We start from the raw sequence: 18,388 nt of genomic DNA, 5'->3' as shown, positions 1-18,388 counted from the left end.
GCCACGCGGCACAAAGAGCGAACCGTTTAGTCAACATCTACCAAATCGGCCAAACAATTGATATCCATGGTATCGCGGTTGATCTCGCGAATTAACTGCAGAATTTCTTTCGCCGCGTGGCGTCAACCACGGGTTGTCCTGTGGGCCGCCGCGGGCGTGGTGACCCTCGGCTTCCTCATCGCCCTGGAAATCACCGCGCGCCGCTACGGCCTTCCGGGGCCGCTCACCAATCAGGTGCAAGAGGTGATATATCCGCCCGCGTCGGGGCCCCTGCTGTATGCCGGAATGGCCTTGATGATGGTGGTGCTCACCTGGCGGGAAAGGTTTGTCGCGCTCGGCATCGCGGTCGCGATCGACATTCCCTTCTTTCTGGTGCGCTGGGCGCTCGGCGAGAAGCTGACTTTCGGCAACGGCGCGCTGTGGGTGGTTCTCGGATACGCCGTCTTCGCGGTCACGCGCCGCACCGGCAAGGAGCGCGTGCTGCTGCTCAAGGGCGTCGGCCTCGGCCTGCTCCTCGTGGCGGGCCGCAAGACCGGTGACGCCTGGCTGCTCATCACGTCCAAGACCCGGCCGACGGTCCTCGACCAGTACCTGGCGACCGCCGACCACGCGCTGGGCAACCCGTCGTGGCTGGTGGGCCGCGCCATCAGGGCCACGGGGCCGTTCGGCGAGCACTTCCTGGACTTCGTGTACGTCCAGCTGGCGGTGGCCGCGGTGGTCGTCGCGGCGTACCAGCTGCGGAACGTGGCGGCCGAGCGCCGCTTCCCGCGCCACCACCTGGTGCGCACGTTCCTGGTGATCGGCCTCCTCGGGCCGAGCATCTACATGATCTTCCCGGTGGTCGGGCCGATCTTCGCCTACGGCACGGGCGCCTTCGGCACCGGCGGCGAGCACTGGGCGGTGGCCAACATCTGGCCGGACACCCTGCCGGGCACCACGCCGGGCCCCATGACGTACGACGAGATCACCCCGCGCAACTGCATGCCGAGCCTGCACACCGCGTGGGCCACGATCATCTTCATCCATTCCCGCAAGGGCCCGCGGGCGCTGCGCTACGCGGGCGCCTTCTGGCTCGTCGCCACCCTCACGGCGACGCTGGGCTTCGGGTACCACTACGGCGTGGACCTCGTCGCCGGTGTGGTGTTCGCGCTCACGGTCGAGGTGGCCGTGCGCTCCTTCGCACTCGGCTGGGACCGGTCCGCAATCCAGCTCGTCGCCCATGGCGCCGCGGTCTTCGCCGCGCTGTTGGTGTCCTATCGGTACCTGGCCGTGGAAATGGCCACATATCCGTGGCTCTTCGGACCGCTCCTCATTCTCGCGATGTCCTCGGTGATCTACGGATACGTACGCACCACCAAACGCTCGGATCCCAAGCCCGCGCGCTCCCTCCAGGCGAAGCCGCAGCCCGAATTGGTGTAATTCTTCGGCAGTGGACCGTGCACCACCCCAGAGCCCACCCGCGCCCGGCCGTGCGCGGGTGGGCTCTGTCGTTCACGCGACGGCGGTGCCCTCCAGCTCGACCAGCTGGCCGGGAACGGCCAGCCGCGTCACTTCGAGCATCGTGGTCGTAGGCGCCACCCCGGCGGCGTCCAGCCGTGCCGCCAGGACGCCGTAGTGCTGGAGCAGCAGATCGGCGTCCGTCGTGTAGACGTTGAGCCGAACCAGGTCCGGCAGGGCCATGTCGGCCTCGCCGAGCACGGCCTCCACGTTGTCGATGCTCAGCGCCAGCTGCGCCGCCATGTCCCCGTCGTGCAGGGGCTTGCCGTCCCCGTTCATCGCGGTCTGCCCCGAGACGTACAGGGTCCGGGTGTGCCCGGAGACGACCTCTCCCTGATTGAACCCCATCCCCACCGACCACGTCACCGGGTTGACCGCCGTTCGCCGCACCGTCACGTCAGCTCCATTCGCTTCACAGGGAGTACGTACGTCCATCGGCTCGGCCACCGCCGACCGGGACGTCGCGTCGCTTCGTGTCCACGAGCCTGCCAACAAATCACGACACCCTTGGTCACGTATGGAATGAGAGTGCGCGCATGCGTGCCGATCGGCTGGTCTCCCTGGTGCTTCTGCTGCGTCGGCACGGCAGGATGACCGCGACCGCGCTGGCCCGGGAGCTGGAGGTGTCCACCCGGACCGTGCTGCGCGACATCGAGGCGCTGTCCGCGGCGGGCGTCCCGGTCTACGCCGAGCGCGGCAGGCACGGCGGCTTCGCACTGCTGCCGGGCTTCCAGACCGAGCTCACCGGGCTGAACCACGACGAGGCCCTCGCCCTGCTGACCGCCGGATCGGTCCGCGGCGAGCAGGTGTTCGGCCTCGGCTCCGCGCTCGCCTCGGCGATGCGGAAGGTGGTCGACGCGCTCCCCGAAAGCCACCGGGACTCCGCCGGGGACGCGGCCCAACGCTTCCTCGTCGCCCCGGAGACCGATCTGCTCTCCCGCAGGCTCGTCACCGAGGAGGTGCCCGGCACCGCCATGTCCGAGGTCCGGCGCGCGGTGCTCGCCGGGCACAAGCTGCGCATCCACTACGCGGCCACGGGCCAACCGCCGCGCTGGCGCACGGTGGACCCGATCGGCCTGGTCACCGTCCGCGACCGGGCCTATCTCCTGGCCACGAGATCCGGGGCGGACCGCACCTACCGCCTCGCGCGGGTGCTGGCCGCCGAGGAACTCCCCGAACCGGCACAGCGGCCGAGCCGGGTGGACCTGGACCGGATCTGGCGGGAGCGGTCCGCGCGGTTCCTCTCCGGCGGCGAGCACCTCACGGTCCTTGTCCGGGTGGCCCCGGCGCGGCGGGAGGAGCTCCTGGACACCGCGCTGGCCGTCCGCGCGGAAGAGCCCGACGCGGACGACTGGCTGCGCCTCGAAGTGACCTTCCAGGACTCCCGCCACGCCGAATGGGCGCTGTGGCAGCTCGGCATGGACGCGGAAGCCTTGGCCCCGCAGCCGTTGCGCACCGCCCTGTACGACCGCGCGACCGCGGTGGCCGCCCGTTACGGAGGCCCGTCCTCCGCGCTGCCGTAGGTCTCAAGCGACGTGCCCATGGCTGGATAGGTGGGCTTCTCGTCATTGCTGACACCTTCGGCCCGTTGAAGAATTTCCCGCATGACGACACGGCAGCGCACGCAGACAGCGACAGAGCGCGTTTCGGATGACAGCACCGGCAAGGAGTTCGCGGAATTCGGCCTTCCCGAGAGCGAGTTGGCGCGAGAGGCACTGCGGTACACACGGGGCATCGCGTCGCCGATGCTGTTCCACCACAGCATCCGCACCTACCTGTACGGCCGCTGCGTCGGCGAGCGGCGCGGGGTGGTCCCCGGGCGTGACTACGACGACGAGCTGTTCTTCCTCGGGTGCGTGCTCCATGACCTCGGCCTCACCGAGGAGGGCGACGGCGAGCAGCGGTTCGAGGTCGACGGCGCGGACCTGGCCGCCGCGTTCCTCACCGGGCAGGGGGTCTCGCCGGAGCGGGTGGACGTCGTGTGGGACGCGATCGCCCTGCACACCTCCGAGGGCATCGCCTCCCGCAAGCGTCCCGAGATCGCGCTGGTGAGCGCCGGGGCCCGACTGGACGTCGCGGGCAGCGCCGGTGATCTGCCGCCGGGGTACGCGGACCGTGTGCACGCCGCGCTCCCCCGTCTGCACACGGCCCCGGCCCTCCGCGACGCGATCGTCGCCCAGGCCCTCGTCAAGCCGGGCAAGGCCCCGCTCTTCAGCCTGCCCGGCGATCTCGTACGGGAGCGGACGGGAGCCGCACGGCCGACGTGGGAGCAGATCACGCAGGCACCGGGCTGGAACGACTTCGCGGGATACCGGGGTTAGGCCCGGCCGACCGGCAAGGCCACGCCCCCGGAGGACCTCACACGGCGCCTGCCTCCTTCGCCCGGCGGTGGCTCGCCACGCGCTCCCGAGTGGCGCACCGGCGCGAGCAGTAACGGCGGGCCGCGCCGCCGCCGATCGCGACGTACACCCGCGCGCAGCGCGGTGACGCGCACACGCCGCCCGGCGGCCGCTGGCGATCCCACACCAGCACGGTCAGGGCCATGCAGGACGAGGCGAGGAGCCACTCCGCCCAGGGTGCCTCGTCGTCGCTGTCCAGGTGCGGGTGCCACGGCGAGCCGCCGCCGTGCGCGGTGAGGCGGACCGGGCCGCAGCTCTCGGCGAGGATCCGGTTCAGGCGGTGCGCGGCGGTGTCGACGTCGGGTGCGGCGAAGACGTCGTACAGGGACGCGGCGGCGGTGCGCATCGCCCGCACGTCCTCGGCGGACAGGCCGAGCGGGTCGCTCTCGCCGTACTCGCGCAGCACCGCCTCGACCGCCGCCACCTCCGCCTCCGTCGGCGTGTCCGGTGCCGCGCCGCCGAGGGCGTTGACGAGCGCGGCGGTGCGCCGGGCCGTGCGGAACACGGAGTGCCGGGTCGACCAGTCTTCGGGCCCGCCGTCCGCGTGGTCCATGTCGCCTCCGCCGTCAGTGTCGTTCCTTGAGGGATCCACACCCCGAAATGTAACGCTCTTCCATGGGAATTGCGTTACCTCGTAACGTGCCCATCATGATCAGGCGTTACCAGCTTGCCTTCTACCTGGCGGGCGCCGCGGCCGCCCGTACCGGTGACGAGATGTCGGGGCCCGCCCTGCTGCTCGCCGGGCTCGCCGTGACCGGGTCGGCCTCCGCCGCGTCCGCGCTCCTTGCCGGGATCACGTTGTCGGCGGCGGTGGGCGGGCCGGTCATCGGGGCCGTGCTGGACCGGGCGGCACGGCCGGGGCGGCTGCTCGCGGGGGCGCTCGGGGCCTACGCGGCCACGCTCCTCGTCATCCTGGTGAGCCTGGGGCGGATCCCCTTGCCCATCGTGGTGGCCACCGCCGTGCTCGGCGGGCTGCTCGGGCCCGCGCTCGCCGGTGGCTGGACCGCCCAACTGCCCTACGTCGCCGCCCCGGACGGCCTGCCGCGCGCCACCGCCCTCGACGCGCTCACCTACAACGTCGCCGCTCTGACCGGACCGGCCCTGGCGGGTCTTGTGGCCCTGCTGGCCGGGGCCCCGGCGAGCGTCGTCGTATCCCTCACGCTGATCCTGCTGGCGCTGCCCGCGGCCTGGAGCCTGCCCGGCCGCGCCCCGGCATCAGGGGGCAGCGCCGCGACATCGATCGTCGCCGACCTGGTCTCCGGGTTCGTCGCCATCGGCAGCACCCGGCCGCTCGCCCGCGCGACGCTGACATCCGTCGTGTCGTACGTCGGCGTCGGCACGCTCGTCGCCTGTACTCCCCTGCTCGGCGCCGAGGCGTTCGGATCGTCGCACTCCGGTACGGTCCTGCTGACCGTCCTGGCCGCGGCGTCGCTCGCCGCCAACGCCCTGCTGGCCAAGCGGCCGCGGCTGCTGCGGCCCGACGTCACCGTGCTGGCGAGCACGCTGGTGCTCGCCGCCGCGTTCGCGCTCGCCGCGACGGCCGCGCCGGTGCCACTCCTCGCCGCGATGGTCATCGCGGGGGTCGCCGAAGGCCCCCAGCTCACGGCCCTTTTCGCGGTCCGGCACCGCGAGGCGCCGGAGCGGCTGCGCGGCCAGATCTTCACCACCGGCGCCAGCCTGAAGATCACCGGCTACGCGCTCGGCGCGGGGCTCGGCGGACCGCTCGCCACCTGGTCCCTGCCCGGCGCCCTGCTCGTGGCAGCGGGCTGCGAACTCCTCGCGGCGGTGGGCTACATGGCCTGTACCGCACCCTCGCGACGGCGGCTTCCCTTCTCATGGAGGAGAGCCGGTGCGGGCACGCGACCAGGAGTACGTCACCCGGACGCGCAGCCGCCATGCCCCGGCAACCCGCACGTGTCGCCGTAACGTCCGCATCGCCCTTCACCGCAGCCCCACCCGGAAAGGCCCCCGATGTCTCCCAGAGCGGCGAGCGACCCCGTGGTGCTCCAGGACTACGACCAGCACGGCCGGGTGTGGGCGCTGGCCCCGGCCACGGGGCTGCTCACGCCCGCGTCCGGGCGCTGCCACGGGTTCCTCCACCTCGACGGCGGGTCCGGCGGCGCGGGCGGACTGCCCGTCGCCGCCGCCCTGTACGCCGAGGATCCTGACCCGGCGGTCCTGTGGCTGCAGTACGGGCCCCGGCGCTGGGACTGCGCCACGGTGGCCGTACGGCAGGCGTGCGAGGCGGACGGGCACCGCCTGTTCACGGTCTTCGGGCCGCGCGGGCCGGAGCTCGAACTGCGGTACCCGGCCCCGGATCCGGGCCCCGCCGACCCCGCGGACGACTGGATCGACACGGTCGCCGACGACTTCTTCCTGTGGGTCGCCGAGCGCCTCGGCGACGACACGGAGGGCGCACGGCGCGCACTGCTGGAGCACTTCGCGACGGGCTTTTCGCCCGCGTGACTCAACATGCCCTAGTAAGCCCCCGGAGCGATGAATCCGTGAGCGAGCAGGAGTCATTACACGTACTAGAGGGTGCCACTCCAAGCGGCACCGACGTACAGCGACCCGGAGGTGTGCCATGTGCGCCCATCAGCCGCCGTGCCCGTCAGCGCAGGGTTCCGACCGGGACGCCGCGCTGGTCGTCAGCGCCCACCCCGAACAGGGCTGGAGCCTGCTGTGCAACGGCACGATCGTCTTCGACGACACCGGCGAGATCCTGCCGGACGGACGCGTGGTGCCACCGCTGCGCCCTCTCGCACCCCCGCCGCCTCCGGCCCTGGCGATAGCGGCCTGAGCGGCCAACGGCCACCGGATCCGACGACGGATCACGGGCCGCCGATCAGGGCAGGATCGCCCCGAGCAGCGCCCGCGCGCACAGCTCCCGCACCTGGTCGCGGCCCAACTCCCCGCTGTCGAGCGTGTCGAGCCACTCCAGGCACACGGCGACCATGAAGGCCAGCCAGCCACGGACGGCCAGGCGCACGGCGGGGAGGTCCTCGCCCAGGTGCGCGGTCCCGGGATCGGCGGCGAGGGCCGCGAGGATCTGCCGCTCCTGGGCGGCGAGGCCCTCGCGGTAGACCGCGCGCACCACCGGGTCCCCGGCCGCCTCCGCGCTGTGGAAGGCCCGGAAGCCCTGGGCGTGCTGCTCGACGTACGCGAGGAACACATCGAGGCCGGAGCTGATCTGCTCCCGGAACGGCAGGCCCGGCTCGGCCGCCGTCAGGCTCAGCATGCGCGCGCTCTCCCGCCGCACGACGGCCGCGAAGAAGTCCCGCTTGGTCGGGAAGTAGTGGTAGAGCAGACCCCGCGAGACACCGGCGATCTCGGCGACCTGCTCGATCCAGACCTCGTCATAGGGATTCCGCGCGAAGAGGCGCGCGCCCACCGTGAGCAGCTGTTCCTTGCGCTCCTGCGTGCTGAGTCTGCGGCGGGTGCGCTCGTGGGCGTTCGCGGCCATACGAGCACCTTACTTGACGTCGGTTCAACAGCGGGCGGAGACTGGCTCCGCCTATTGAATCCGCGTTCAAGAAGGCCGAACTCGGCTTGTTGACAAGGGAGATGGTGGCCATGGCGCAGACGACGCGGCAGCCGGGCGGTGCCACCGCGCTGCCCAAGGGGTTCCGTGGCGCCGAGCTCGGCTGGCCGCGGCTGCGCCGGATCCCGCATCCGCCGCGCCGCGTGCCGCTGCTCGGGGACGTGCTCGGCATCGATCCGCGCACTCCCGTACAGGACTCGATGCGGATCGGCGCCGACCTCGGGCCGATCTTCCGGCGCAAGGCCTTCGGCAAGGAGATCGTGTTCGTGTGGGGCGCGCGGCTCGCGGGCGAGCTCGCCGACGAGGCCCGGTTCGCCAAGCACGTCGGGCTCGGCGTCGCCAATCTGCGGCCGGTGGCGGGCGACGGCCTGTTCACCGCCTACAACCACGAACCGAACTGGCAGCTCGCGCACGACATCCTCGCCCCCGGCTTCAGCCGGGACGCCATGGCGGGCTACCACCCCCTGATGCTGGACGTGGCCGGGCAGCTGATGGCCCGCTGGGACGCCGAAGCGGCGGCCGGGCGGGCCGTCGACGTGCCCGGCGACATGACCAAGCTGACGCTGGAGACGATCGCCCGCACGGGCTTCGGGCACGACTTCGGCTCCTTCGAGCGCACCCGGCCGCACCCCTTCGTGACCGCCATGGTCGGCACCCTGTCCTACGCCCAGCGCCGCAACGTGGTGCCGCCCGCGCTCGCGCCCGTACTGCTGCGCGGCGCCGAGCGGCGCAACGCCGCCGACATGGCGTACTTGAACCGCACGGTGGACGAGGTCGTGGCGGCCCGCCGCGCGGCGGACGCCTCGGGAGCCCGGGGTGACCTCCTGGACCGGATGCTGGAGGTCGCACACCCGGAGACCGGCGAGCGCCTGTCCGCCGAGAACATCCGGCGGCAGGTCATCACGTTCCTGGTGGCCGGGCACGAGACGACGTCCGGCGCCCTGTCGTTCGCCCTGCACTATCTGGCGCGCCACCCCGACGTGCTCGCCCGCGCGCGGGACGAGGTGGACCAGGTGTGGGATGACGCGGCGTCACCCACGTACGAGCAGGTGGCGAAGGTGCGGTACGTGCGCCGGGTGCTCGACGAGTCGCTGCGGCTGTGGCCGACGGCGCCCGCCTTCTCGCGGGAGGCGCGCGAGGACACCGTGCTCGGCGGTGTGCATCCGATGCGCCGGGGCGCGTGGGCGGTCGTCCTGGCGGTGATGCTGCACCGGGACCCGGAGGTGTGGGGAGCGCGCCCGGAGGAGTTCGATCCGGACCGGTTCGCACCCGCCGCCGTGCGCGCGCGGCCCGCGCACGCCTTCAAGCCCTTCGGCACGGGCGCGCGTGCCTGCATCGGCCGTCAGTTCGCGCTGCACGAGGCGACGCTGGTGCTCGCGCTCCTGCTGCGCCGCTACGACCTGCTGCCGGAGCCCGACTACCGGCTGCGGGTCACCGAACGCCTCACGCTGATGCCCCGGGGGCTGCGGCTGCGACTCACCCGCAGAGGGGCTCCGGGGCCGTCTGATGGATACGCGCCGGGTGCTTGAGGGGCAATTGTCAGACCCGTGCGCAAGAGTGGAGGTTGCACCTTCACACAGTGGACCCGCGGGTTAAGGAGCCAAGCGACATGACCGGCACGACGTATCCCGAACTGGCTGCGGCCCAGGCCTGCTTGCGGCTGCTGCACACGGCGCGCGCCGCGCTGTCCGATCCCGTTTCGCCCCAGACCGCGGCCCTCCTGGCCGTGCCGATCGCGGACGCCGACGAGGCCCTGCGCCGGGCGGGCCTCGCGGGCAACGAGGCGTCGCTGCTGAACCGCGTCTACGACCTCGCACCCCTGCCGTCCCCCGCGCGTGCGGAGAGCGTACGGTGACCGGCGGCGACAGCGGCGGGGCCGCGGCGGCGAGCGGGTCCGGCGGGGACAGCGAGCCGCCCGCGGCGCAGTACGGCGGCGCGGACACGGCGAAGAGCAACGCCGCGTACGGCAAGAAGCCCTTCAAGCGCTCCAAGAGCCACTTCACCGACCGGGTCACGGCCGACGGCCGGGACGGCTGGCCGGTCGAGGCCGGGCGCTACCGCCTGGTGGTCAGCCTCGCCTGCCCGTGGGCCAGCCGCGCGCTCGTCTCCCGCCGTCTGCTCGGCCTGGAGGACGCGCTGTCCCTGGCGGTCGTGGACCCCATCCAGGACGACCGGAGCTGGCGCTTCACCCTGGATCCCGACGGCCGCGACCCGGTGCTCGGCATCCGCTATCTGAGCGAGGCGTACGACGCGCGGGAGACCGGCTATCCGGGCGGCGTGAGCGTCCCCGCCCTGGTGGACACGGACAGCGGCAAACTGGTCACGAACGACTACCAGCAGCTGACCCTCGACCTCGCCACCGAGTGGCGGGACCTGCACCGGCCGGGCGCGCCCGACCTGTATCCCCAGCCGCTGCGGGACGAGATCGACGACGTCATGGAAGGCATCTACCACGACGTCAACAACGGCGTGTACCGCGCGGGGTTCGCCTCCAGCCAGAGCGAGTACGAGGCCGCGTGCCGGGACGTCTTCCACCGCCTGGAGGAGACCTCGCGGCGGCTCGCGCACCGCCGCTATCTGGTCGGCGACACCCTCACGGAAGCCGACATCCGCCTGTTCACGACCCTGGTGCGCTTCGACGCCGTGTACCACGGCCACTTCAAGTGCAACCGCTGGAAGCTGTCCGAGGACCCGGTGCTGTGGGCGTACGCCCGCGATCTCTACCAGACCCCCGGTTTCGGCGACACGGTCGACTTCGACCACATCAAGCGGCACTACTACGAGGTGCACACCGGCATCAACCCGACGGGCATCGTGCCGCTCGGGCCGGACCTCGGCGGGTGGCTGACGCCGCATCACCGCGAGCAGCTCGGCGGGCGACCGTTCGGCGACGGGACGGCACCGGGGCCGGTGCCGGAGGGCGAGGAGGTGTCGGCGGCCGGGCGACCGTGACGGCGGTCGGCCGCAGCGGTCACCGTCGGGGCGGCCGGGCGCGGGCCCTCCCTCCGGCGCGCCAGATGTCAGGCGCGTCCGATGTCAGGCGCGTCCGATGTCAGGCGCGTCCGATGTCAGGGGCGACCGGTGTCAGGGGCGACCGGTGTCAGGCGCACCCGATGTCAGGCGCGTCCGATGCGCTCGGCGGCCTTGAGGACCTGCCCCGCCCCGTCCTCCGTCGCCATCACGCGGGCGACGGCCTGCGCAGCGGCCGCGTGCGTGCCGTCGTGGACGGCACGGGTGAGGGCGTCGGCGAGGCGTTCCGCGGTGAGCTTCTTGAACGGGACGGGGGCGGGCGCGGCGCCCAGCGCGGTCAGCCGGGCCGCCCAGAAGGGCTGATCGGCGGCGACCGGCACCGGCACGGCGGGGACCCCGGCGCGCAGTCCCGCCGCCGTGGTGCCCGCGCCCGCGTGGTGGACCACGGCCGCCATGCGGGGGAAGAGCAGGGCGTGCGGCAGCTCACCGACCGTCAGGACGCCGTCGCCCGTGGCGTCGAGTCCGGCCCGGCCGGTCTGGAGCACGCCGCGGAGCCCGGCCCTGCGCAGGGCCGCGACGGCCAGGTCGCTCAGCCGCTCGCCCTCGCCCGCCGCCATGCTGCCGAAGCCGATGAACACCGGCGGCGGGCCGTCGTCCAGGAACTCCTCGACGGTGGTCGGCAGCCGGGCGCCGTCGGCGAGGTGCGGCCACCAGTTCCCCACGACGTCGAGCCCGTCCCGCCAGTCGGCCGGGCGTGGCACGACGGCCGGGGAGAAGCCGTGCAGCACGGGCCGACGCCCTGCTTCCTGCCGCGCGCGGATGGCGGCGGGCGCGGCGGCGGGCAGGCCGAGTCGGGCCCGCAGCTCCCGGATCGCGTCGGCGTAGACGCGGTCGACCACGCGCAGCGAGAAGCGGCCCGCGGCACGGTTGCCCCAGGCGCCCAGGGAGCGTCCGCCGCTCACCACGGGCGCGAAGGCGCGGGTCGGATGGGCGGGCTGGAGGTAGGCGCCCAGGGTCGGCACGTCCATGGCCTCCGCGAGCTGCCAGCCGAGCGGCGCCGTGGTGGTGGACAGGACGAGCAGGTCGGCGCCTTCCGCGGCGGCGTCGGCGACTCCGGCGCCCAGTCGCCGTACGAACGCGCTCGCGGCCCGGATCAGGTCCTTGCGGCTCGCGGCGGGTCCGCTCGTCCCCGAGTCGGCGGGCAGGGAGCAGAACCGCAGGCCGGAGCCGCGCGCCAGGTGCTCGAAGGTGTCGTGGGCAGCGAGCGTGACGTCGTGGCCCGCCGTGGCCAGGTGGGCGCCGAGGCCCGTGTACGGGGCGATGTCGCCGTACGAACCGGCGGCGGTGATCAGGATCTTCATCGGCTTCCTTCGGCTGGCGGACGGGGCTCCGCCGCTTGGTGTGAGGCTGCTTCTTCAGCTGACGGCACGTCACTCTCACCCTCAGGTTTAGGGTGAGAGTGAGGGTTGACGGGGTCGTGCGCGGTGGTGTTCGCGCGGATGGCGTTCCACAGATAGCGCGCGAGTCCCGGCCGCTGTTGTGCGGGCGGCACGAGCAGGGCGAACGCCCTCGGGTCGGCCACGAAGTCGTCGGCTATGCGCAGGTGCATGTCGGGCGGGCAGTCCGTGAACCAGCGGCCGATGTGCTGCCGGTGCCGCTCGGCGAGCGCCCTGGCCGCGGGCCCGTCGGCGGCCTCGCCCGCGTCGAAGGCGGCGAGCACCTCGGCGCGCCAGGCGGCCGCCTCGCCCATGATGCGGGCCCAGTCCTCCTTGGAGTGCTCGGCGGCCCGGGCCATGGCCTGCCGGTGCCCGGCGCTGTCCTGCCACTTCAGCTCCGCCTCCGTGGCGTAGCTGAGGTCGAAGCCGATCTCGCCGAACACCTCGAACCGCTCGCGCGGGCTGAGCCGCACGCCGGTCTGCTGCACCTCCATGGCCCGCTCGGCGACCTCCACGAGCCGCTCCAGCTTGCCGATCTGCTCTCGCAGCGCCTGGCACCGGGCCCGCAGCTGGTCGAGCGCGTTGGCCTGCGGGTCCGCCAGGATCTCGGCGATCTCGTCGAGCGCGAAGCCCAGTTCCCGGTAGAACAGGATCTGCTGGAGGCGGGCGAGGTCGCTGTCGCTGTAGAGGCGGTAGCCGCCCGGGCTCCGCGCGCCGGGCGCGAGCAGTCCGGCCCGGTCGTAGTGGTGCAGGGTACGGACCGTGACCCCGGCGAAGCCGGCGACCTGCCCGACGGTGTAGCTCATGGCGCTTGCCCTTTCGTCGCGTACAGCGTGCGGCCTGACGTGGCGTGAGGGTCAACGGGGCTGCCGCCGGTCGGCGCGGTTGAGCGCCGGGGCAGCCTGGCCGTCGCCGCCCTGCCGCTCGTGCCGTCCGCGTGCGGGGTGGGCGGCTGGTCGGCGGCCGCGCCGTTCACGGCGTTCCAGACGCCACACCTCGGTGCCGTCCATCACGTCCGACGGCCGACCGGGCGCCTCGCGAGGTGACCGACCCGCGCCCCGCGAGGCCGCCCTTTTGTTAATGGAAGCCATTTTCATGTACGGTCGGCGTGTTCGCGCACCCCACCCCCAGGAGGTTCCCGATGGCCGTCCCCAAGCGGAAGATGTCCCGCAGCAACACGCGTCACCGCCGTGCCCAGTGGAAGGCCAGCACGGCCCAGTTGGTCCCGGTCACGGTCGACGGCGTCACCGTTCACGTGCCGCAGCGCCTGGTGAAGGCGTACGAGCGCGGGCTCATTCCCGTCGAGGGCTGACCCGGCGGGCTCCCTCCCCCGCCGCTGCGGGATCATGCCGACATGACTGATCACCTGTCTGAACCGGCGACCGCCGAGCGGCTCGCGGAGTACACGCCCGCCGACCAGAACGAGATCCTGGGCGACGGCCCCGACCCCTTCGGCGTCGCGGACACCGGCCTCACCTGGCTGCCCAAGGACGAGCACTTCGGCGTCCGTCTCGACGGCCGCCTGGTGGCCCACGCCGGGGTGCTGCGCCTGCCCATAGCGATCGGCGACACCACGACCGAGGTCGTGGGCATCGGCGGCGTGGCCGTCGCGCCGGACGTGCGCGGACGCGGTCTCGCCCGCACCGTCGTGGCCGCCGCCCTGGATCACGCCCGGACGATGGGACCACGCCACGGACTGCTCTTCTGCCGCCCCCCGCTCGTCGCCCTGTACGAGCGGCTCGGCTGGCGCGCGCTCGACCAGGACGTGCACGTCGAGCAGGCCGACGGGCCCGTGGTGATGCCGCTGCGCACGATGTGGACGCCCCTGCGGGACGGAGCGGACTGGCCCGCCGGAGAGGTCCGGCTCCTGTCGTTCCCCATGTGACCGAGGCGGGTCGCGCGTACGGTGGGGGCGGGTTCCGCCACGGCCGTGGTGCCGCTCCCTCAGGTCAGGAGCCGCAGCATCCGTCGGCACGCCTCGCCCTCGTCCAGGCCCCGTGCCAGCGGATGCCACTCCCCTCTTTCGTACGTTCCGAGCTCCCACGCCCCCTGCCCGTCTCCGCGGAGGTACGCGAAGTCCGGGGGCGTGGGCGCCGGTTCGTGGACGCCCTCGATCCAGTAGTAGCCGTCGGCCACGTCGGCGGCGCGCAGCGCGGACCGCAGTGCGTGGACGTCCACTGCGCGTGCCCAATCGCCGTCAGGCCTTGGCAGGCTTCAGGTAGTCGTGGTCGAGGAGCCACTTCACGTTCAGGCGCTGCCCCTCGCCCGGGTCGAGGAAGGCGGGGTCGAGCTTGATCTGCTCGCCGCCGCCGGGCTGCTCGAACCAGGGGGCTATGCCGCCCTGCCAGACGTCGAACGGCTTGGCCACCTTGTACACGCGATAGTCGCAGGCGTACGCGGCGTCGCGGGTGTTCAGGTTCTGCGGCGGCAGGGCGCGCTCGGCGTAGGAGTCGCCCGCGGGCGCGAGGAAGGAGCCGTACTCGGAGCCGAAGCGGTCCAGGCGCTCGCCCGCCTGAAGGGTCTCGCGGTGCTTGTCGACCTGGCCGTTGACCGTCTCGAAGCCGTCGTTCGGCGGGTACTTCCAGCCGCCGGTGTCCGTCGGACCCTGCCAGTACTTCTTCAGGAACGCGGACGGAGTGAGCTTTCCGGTGCGCTTCCAGCCCTTGAGGAGCGGGCCGACCGGCCGCTGCCCCTTCTTCGGCAGCCACTGGGGGCCGAGGCGCGCGTCGTCCTGGAAGGCGCCGGTGCACGGCTCGTGCGGCGCGCCGGTCGACGTCGGCGGCTTCGGCGCCGGAGCCGCGGTCGCGGCGGGGGCCGCCGCCACGGCCGTCGCGAGCGTGGCCGTCACTCCCATCGCGGCCAGGGTCGTACGGATCCGGATCACACGGCTGTGGTCCACTCAGTGGCTCCTCGTCTGCGCTGATGGCTGTTCCCGCACCGCGGTGCGGGAACAAAGGTTCACCCGCACAGACGGTCTATTCGCAGCTCGGAGGGGTCGACTGACCGATATGACATGCCTGGTGACGCCTATTCGGCCAAAACACATCGGGGCCGGGTCCGCTCGGCGTACGACCGCGCGCCGACGAGCAGCGCCCAGCCGAGCCCGCCGAAGGCGAAGCCGCCGAACGCCACCATCCACGCGAGCCCGGAACCGGTGGTGAACACGCCCTCGGGCTCCGGGGTCGGCAGGGCGCCGAAGGCCATGAGCGCGGCGCCGAGGGTCAGGAGCGTTCCGTAGCAGGCGAGTCCGGCGCCGGTGAGCCAGGCCGGGACGAGGGGAAGGAGTCGGGGCACGCGCCGCCCGGCCAGCGGCGGCGCCCAGCGCGGGAACACCTGCCCCCAGCGGTGCAACAGGCCGAGGAGCAGGAAGATGCCGAGGAGCGCCGCGAGGACCGTGACGTCGATCCCCACGGAGGCGAGGACCCGGGAAGCCCCGGACGACTCCGTCTCGACCTCCCGCTGCCAGGCCTCGCCCCGCACCCCGATCGCGTCGCCGCCGCACAGCCACACGGTCTTCACCCCGGCCCACGGCAGCAGGCCGCACAGCAGGACGTACGCCGTGACCCTCGTCCGGCGCGGGGCGGGCACCGGCGCCGGATGCGCCAGGGGCCCGTCGCTCGCGCCAGTGTGGACCTGTCCGCAGCGGGGGCAACGGCCCTTCAGGCGACGGCGGTGGACCACGGCGACCGCGGTGAGCAGGACCGTGTTCCCCGCCGTGAGGAGCAGTTGCACCAGACCGGTGACACTGTCGACGCCCGAGCCGGAGGCCAGCGTCACGAAGGTGGGAGGAAGCCCCGGCATGGTCCAGCCGTGCGCGGGGATCAGCACGGCGAACGCCACCCCGACCGCGATCCGGCCCCGCCGGGTGAGCGGCCCCGTCGAGGCCAGGCTCACCACTGCGGCGAGGAGGCTCGCGACGGCCGTGCCGAGCAGCGCGACGGACGGGTAGGACCGCTCGGCCGCCAGCGGTACGCCGGTGCCCGACGCCGCCCAGACCGTCTGTACGGCTGCGCTCAGCACGGCCCAGAGGGCGGCGGCGCGCGGCACCCAGGCGGGCCAGCGCCGCCACCACGGCGCACTGGTGGCAGCCCCGGGCGGGCGCGAACCCGTGCGCCCCGCAGGGGAGTCGGAACGGTCGGTCGGGAGCGTCACGGTGTCCTCCGGGTCGGCAGCGGCGGTACGCGTTCAGGGCGTCCGCGCCCCCGAGCCTCCCCGGCGCGGGGCGTCCGGCACATCGCTCCCCCGGCGCACCCGCCTCCGCCGCGCGGGGGAGCACGCGTTGACCCGAGGCCGCACACGAGGCTCCGCCGGAAGCGGGGCCGGGCGGTCGCACCCCACGCGGCGGCCGCTGGAGCCCCGGCACCCCGGGATGGCCCACCCTCCACCCGCACAAGACGACAGGACATCTTTGGGAGCGCGCAGGATATTCAGCGGATCGTTCGATCTTCCTAGGGTTGAGCACATCAACACGCCGGGCGGGGCCGGGGATCACCTCCGCACCCCGCCCCCAGCAGGAGGAGAAACCGACATGCGCGCTGTCATCCAGAAGTCCTTCGGCGGTCCCGAGGTCCTGGAGACCGTGGAGACCGAACGCCCCGCTCCGCTCGGCGGTGAGGTGCTCGTCCGGGTGCACGCCAGCAGCGTGAACCCGGTCGACGTGGCGGTCCGGGCGGGCTTCTACCCGCTGCTCGGCGAGCCGCCGTACGGCGTGGGCTGGGACATCTCCGGCGTCGTCGAGGAGGCGGCACCGGGCGCCCGGTTCAAGCCCGGTGACGAGGTGTTCGGCATGCCGTTCTTCCCGCGTGCGGCCACCGCGTACGCGGACTATGTCGCCGTGCCCTCGCGCCAGGTCGCCCGCAAGCCCGCCGCCGTCGACCACGTGCACGCGGCCTCGGTGCCGCTCGCCGGGCTCACCGCGTGGCAGGGCCTCGTCGACGCGGCGCGGCTGACCGAGGGCCAGCGCGTGCTGGTCCACCGCGCCGCGGGCGGCGTCGGGCACTTCGCCGTGCAGATCGCGAAGGCGCGCGGGGCGCATGTGACCGCCCTGGCGAGCGCCTCCAAGCACGACTTCGTGCGCGGCCTGGGCGCCGACGAGGTCATCGACTACCGCACCACCGACTACACGGAGGTGGTCAAGGACCTCGACGTGGTCTTCGACTCCTCGTCCGACGGCGCGCGGTCGCTGTCGGTGCTGCGTCCCGGCGGGACCCTGGTGAGCATCATGGAGCACGGGAACCAGGAGCTGGCCGCGGCCGTCGAGGAGGCGGGCCGCCACTTCGCGGGCGTCTCCGTGGAGCCGGACTACGCGTCCCTGGAAGCGATCGCCCAGCTCATCGACGTCGGGCGGATCCGGCCGCACGTCTCCGCGACGTTCGACCTCACCGAGGCGGCGAAGGCTCACGAGCTGGTGGGGTCGGGTCGCACGCAGGGCAAGGTGGTGTTGACCGTCGTTTGATCAACGGCCCGTATCGTGGGCAGCCCGATCGTGGACGACGACGAAGGGGCGGGGCGTTGGACATCCTGACCGAGGCGCTGAGCTCGATGCGGACCGGCCATCCCACATCCGTGCGCACCGAGGGGCGCGCGCCCTGGGGCCTGCGCCTCCCCTCCGTGGCGGGCGCCGGGTTCCACGTGGTGCTGCACGGCACGTGCTGGCTGATCCCCGTGGGCGCGCCCCACGTGGCGCCGATCGCTCTCAGCACGGGCGACGTGGTCTTCCTGCGGGACGGCACCGCGCACGTCCTCGCCGACCACCCCTCGACCCCGGCCGAGGAGGAGCGGGCCGAGCAGTTCAGCCCGGGATCGCCCCTCGGCACGGTCTCGCTCGGCGGCGACGGGCCGCGCACCAGTCTGCTGTGCGGCAACTACCACTTGGATCAGGGGCGTCCGCATCCGCTGGTGGGCCAGCTGCCCGAGGTCGTCCACCTGTCCACTGGGCACGGCCGCCACCCCGAGCTGAGCACCGCCGTCCAGCTCCTCGGCACCGAGCTGGAGCATCCGCGCATCGGCTCGGCCGGGATCGTCCCCGCCCTGATCGACTCGCTCCTGCTCTACATCCTGCGGGCCTGGCTCGAGGACCAGCCGCCCTCGGCCGCCAAGGGCTGGGCCGCCGCGCTCAGCGACTCCGCGGTCGCCCCGGCCCTCACCGCGATCCACACGGACCCGGCCCACCAGTGGACCGTCGAGTCCCTGGCCGAGCGCGCGGGCCTGTCCCGCGCGGCCTTCGCCCGCCGCTTCGCGACGCTGGTCGGCGAGCCGCCGATGGCGTACGTGACGCGCTGGCGGATGACGACCGCCGCCCAGCTCCTGCGGGAGTCCGAGGTCCCCCTCACCACGGTCGCCGCCCGCACCGGCTACGGCTCCGAGTACGCCTTCGCCAAGGCCTTCAAGCGCGAGTACGGACAGGCCCCCGGCGGCTACCGGCGTGGGGGGCCCGCCCCCGGGGGGGGGGCCCCCCGCCCCGGGGGGGCCCCCGGGGCGGGGGGGGGGGGGGGGCGGGCGCGCCCCCCCAAACAGCGTAAAAAGGAGCGAAAACCCACCGCCAT

General features: G+C 73.2%; 21 protein-coding genes. 13 read left to right on the top strand and 8 right to left on the bottom strand.

Annotation, left to right across the window (positions count from 1 at the left end):
• Window positions 1-66: 66 nt before the first annotated feature.
• Window positions 67-1,419: a phosphatase PAP2 family protein gene (locus tag ACIG3E_RS40445; protein ID WP_399626137.1), complete on the top strand. Its 1,353-nt coding sequence runs from the start codon at window positions 67-69 to the stop codon at window positions 1,417-1,419.
• A gap of 72 nt (window positions 1,420-1,491) precedes the next feature.
• On the opposite strand, the gene ACIG3E_RS40440 is transcribed toward ACIG3E_RS40445, so the two are convergent.
• Window positions 1,492-1,887 (bottom strand): RidA family protein, encoded by a 396-nt coding sequence (locus ACIG3E_RS40440; RefSeq protein ID WP_399626161.1) that lies wholly within the window; start codon window positions 1,885-1,887, stop codon window positions 1,492-1,494.
• Window positions 1,888-2,033: 146 nt separating this feature from the next.
• On the opposite strand from ACIG3E_RS40440, the gene ACIG3E_RS40435 reads away from it, so the two are divergent.
• Together ACIG3E_RS40435 and ACIG3E_RS40430 are read left to right on the top strand one after the other, a co-directional pair.
• Window positions 2,034-3,020, top strand: a complete 987-nt coding sequence (locus ACIG3E_RS40435) for a helix-turn-helix transcriptional regulator (RefSeq protein ID WP_399626136.1) — start codon at window positions 2,034-2,036, stop codon at window positions 3,018-3,020.
• Window positions 3,021-3,101: 81 nt separating this feature from the next.
• Entirely contained in the window at window positions 3,102-3,818 is a 717-nt protein-coding gene (locus ACIG3E_RS40430) for an HD domain-containing protein (protein WP_399626134.1), read from the top strand.
• Between the two features lie 37 nt (window positions 3,819-3,855).
• Here ACIG3E_RS40430 and ACIG3E_RS40425 read toward each other — a convergent pair whose 3' ends face one another.
• A complete protein-coding gene (locus tag ACIG3E_RS40425) occupies window positions 3,856-4,449 on the bottom strand; it encodes a CGNR zinc finger domain-containing protein (protein WP_399626132.1) in 594 nt (197 codons plus the stop codon).
• A gap of 95 nt (window positions 4,450-4,544) precedes the next feature.
• Between ACIG3E_RS40425 and ACIG3E_RS40420 the strand changes: the two genes are divergently transcribed.
• The 3 genes from ACIG3E_RS40420 to ACIG3E_RS40410 all read left to right on the top strand — a co-directional run bounded on the left by ACIG3E_RS40420 (window position 4,545) and on the right by ACIG3E_RS40410 (window position 6,696).
• Window positions 4,545-5,822, top strand: a complete 1,278-nt coding sequence (locus tag ACIG3E_RS40420) for an MFS transporter (RefSeq protein WP_399626129.1) — start codon at window positions 4,545-4,547, stop codon at window positions 5,820-5,822.
• 45 nt (window positions 5,823-5,867) lie between these two features.
• On the top strand, window positions 5,868-6,362 hold the full coding sequence (locus tag ACIG3E_RS40415) for a hypothetical protein (RefSeq protein ID WP_399626127.1): 495 nt from the start codon (window positions 5,868-5,870) through the stop codon (window positions 6,360-6,362).
• A gap of 118 nt (window positions 6,363-6,480) precedes the next feature.
• Entirely contained in the window at window positions 6,481-6,696 is a 216-nt protein-coding gene (locus tag ACIG3E_RS40410; protein WP_399626125.1) for a DUF5999 family protein, read from the top strand.
• Between the two features lie 45 nt (window positions 6,697-6,741).
• Here the strand turns inward: ACIG3E_RS40410 and ACIG3E_RS40405 are convergent, their stop codons facing one another.
• The gene (locus ACIG3E_RS40405) at window positions 6,742-7,359 is read right to left on the bottom strand and encodes a TetR/AcrR family transcriptional regulator (protein ID WP_399626122.1); all 618 of its coding nucleotides are present in this window, start codon (window positions 7,357-7,359) and stop codon (window positions 6,742-6,744) included.
• A 110-nt stretch (window positions 7,360-7,469) separates the two neighbouring features.
• Here ACIG3E_RS40405 and ACIG3E_RS40400 point away from each other — a divergent pair, with 110 nt between their 5' ends.
• The 3 genes from ACIG3E_RS40400 to ACIG3E_RS40390 all read left to right on the top strand — a co-directional run bounded on the left by ACIG3E_RS40400 (window position 7,470) and on the right by ACIG3E_RS40390 (window position 10,389).
• The gene (locus ACIG3E_RS40400) at window positions 7,470-8,966 is read left to right on the top strand and encodes a cytochrome P450 (RefSeq protein WP_399626119.1); all 1,497 of its coding nucleotides are present in this window, start codon (window positions 7,470-7,472) and stop codon (window positions 8,964-8,966) included.
• 80 nt (window positions 8,967-9,046) lie between these two features.
• Window positions 9,047-9,292, top strand: a complete 246-nt coding sequence (locus ACIG3E_RS40395; RefSeq protein ID WP_399626117.1) for a hypothetical protein — start codon at window positions 9,047-9,049, stop codon at window positions 9,290-9,292.
• On the top strand, window positions 9,289-10,389 hold the full coding sequence (locus ACIG3E_RS40390; RefSeq protein ID WP_399626115.1) for a glutathione S-transferase family protein: 1,101 nt from the start codon (window positions 9,289-9,291) through the stop codon (window positions 10,387-10,389). The genes ACIG3E_RS40395 and ACIG3E_RS40390 overlap by 4 nt, the downstream gene beginning before the upstream one ends.
• 164 nt (window positions 10,390-10,553) lie before the next feature.
• Here ACIG3E_RS40390 and ACIG3E_RS40385 read toward each other — a convergent pair whose 3' ends face one another.
• The gene (locus ACIG3E_RS40385; RefSeq protein WP_399626113.1) at window positions 10,554-11,768 is read right to left on the bottom strand and encodes a glycosyltransferase; all 1,215 of its coding nucleotides are present in this window, start codon (window positions 11,766-11,768) and stop codon (window positions 10,554-10,556) included.
• On the bottom strand, window positions 11,765-12,649 hold the full coding sequence (locus tag ACIG3E_RS40380; protein ID WP_399626111.1) for a MerR family transcriptional regulator: 885 nt from the start codon (window positions 12,647-12,649) through the stop codon (window positions 11,765-11,767). Before ACIG3E_RS40380 ends, ACIG3E_RS40385 begins: the two co-directional genes overlap by 4 nt.
• A 335-nt stretch (window positions 12,650-12,984) precedes the next feature.
• On the opposite strand from ACIG3E_RS40380, the gene rpmF reads away from it, so the two are divergent.
• Window positions 12,985-13,155 carry a 50S ribosomal protein L32 gene (gene rpmF, locus ACIG3E_RS40375; RefSeq protein WP_399626108.1) on the top strand — a complete coding sequence of 57 codons (171 nt, stop codon included), beginning with the start codon at window positions 12,985-12,987 and terminating at the stop codon, window positions 13,153-13,155.
• A 42-nt stretch (window positions 13,156-13,197) separates the two neighbouring features.
• On the top strand, window positions 13,198-13,728 hold the full coding sequence (locus ACIG3E_RS40370) for a GNAT family N-acetyltransferase (RefSeq protein ID WP_399626104.1): 531 nt from the start codon (window positions 13,198-13,200) through the stop codon (window positions 13,726-13,728).
• A 59-nt stretch (window positions 13,729-13,787) separates the two neighbouring features.
• Here the strand turns inward: ACIG3E_RS40370 and ACIG3E_RS40365 are convergent, their stop codons facing one another.
• The 3 genes from ACIG3E_RS40365 to ACIG3E_RS40355 form a co-directional block, all read right to left on the bottom strand.
• A complete protein-coding gene (locus tag ACIG3E_RS40365; RefSeq protein WP_399626102.1) occupies window positions 13,788-14,021 on the bottom strand; it encodes a hypothetical protein in 234 nt (77 codons plus the stop codon).
• Between the two features lie 19 nt (window positions 14,022-14,040).
• The gene (locus ACIG3E_RS40360; protein ID WP_399626160.1) at window positions 14,041-14,727 is read right to left on the bottom strand and encodes a TNT domain-containing protein; all 687 of its coding nucleotides are present in this window, start codon (window positions 14,725-14,727) and stop codon (window positions 14,041-14,043) included.
• 143 nt (window positions 14,728-14,870) lie between these two features.
• Window positions 14,871-15,995 (bottom strand): hypothetical protein, encoded by a 1,125-nt coding sequence (locus ACIG3E_RS40355; RefSeq protein ID WP_399626100.1) that lies wholly within the window; start codon window positions 15,993-15,995, stop codon window positions 14,871-14,873.
• A gap of 376 nt (window positions 15,996-16,371) precedes the next feature.
• Here ACIG3E_RS40355 and ACIG3E_RS40350 point away from each other — a divergent pair, with 376 nt between their 5' ends.
• Both ACIG3E_RS40350 and ACIG3E_RS40345 read left to right on the top strand, forming a co-directional pair.
• Window positions 16,372-17,298 (top strand): NADP-dependent oxidoreductase, encoded by a 927-nt coding sequence (locus tag ACIG3E_RS40350; RefSeq protein ID WP_399626099.1) that lies wholly within the window; start codon window positions 16,372-16,374, stop codon window positions 17,296-17,298.
• A gap of 56 nt (window positions 17,299-17,354) precedes the next feature.
• On the top strand, window positions 17,355-18,388 hold a 1,034-nt coding region (locus ACIG3E_RS40345), incomplete at its 3' end, for an AraC family transcriptional regulator (RefSeq protein ID WP_399626096.1).

The sequence above is a fragment of the Streptomyces sp. NPDC053474 genome (assembly GCF_044544845.1).
Lineage (GTDB): Bacteria > Actinomycetota > Actinomycetes > Streptomycetales > Streptomycetaceae > Streptomyces.
This window is presented reverse-complemented; position numbering and strand designations above follow the sequence as displayed.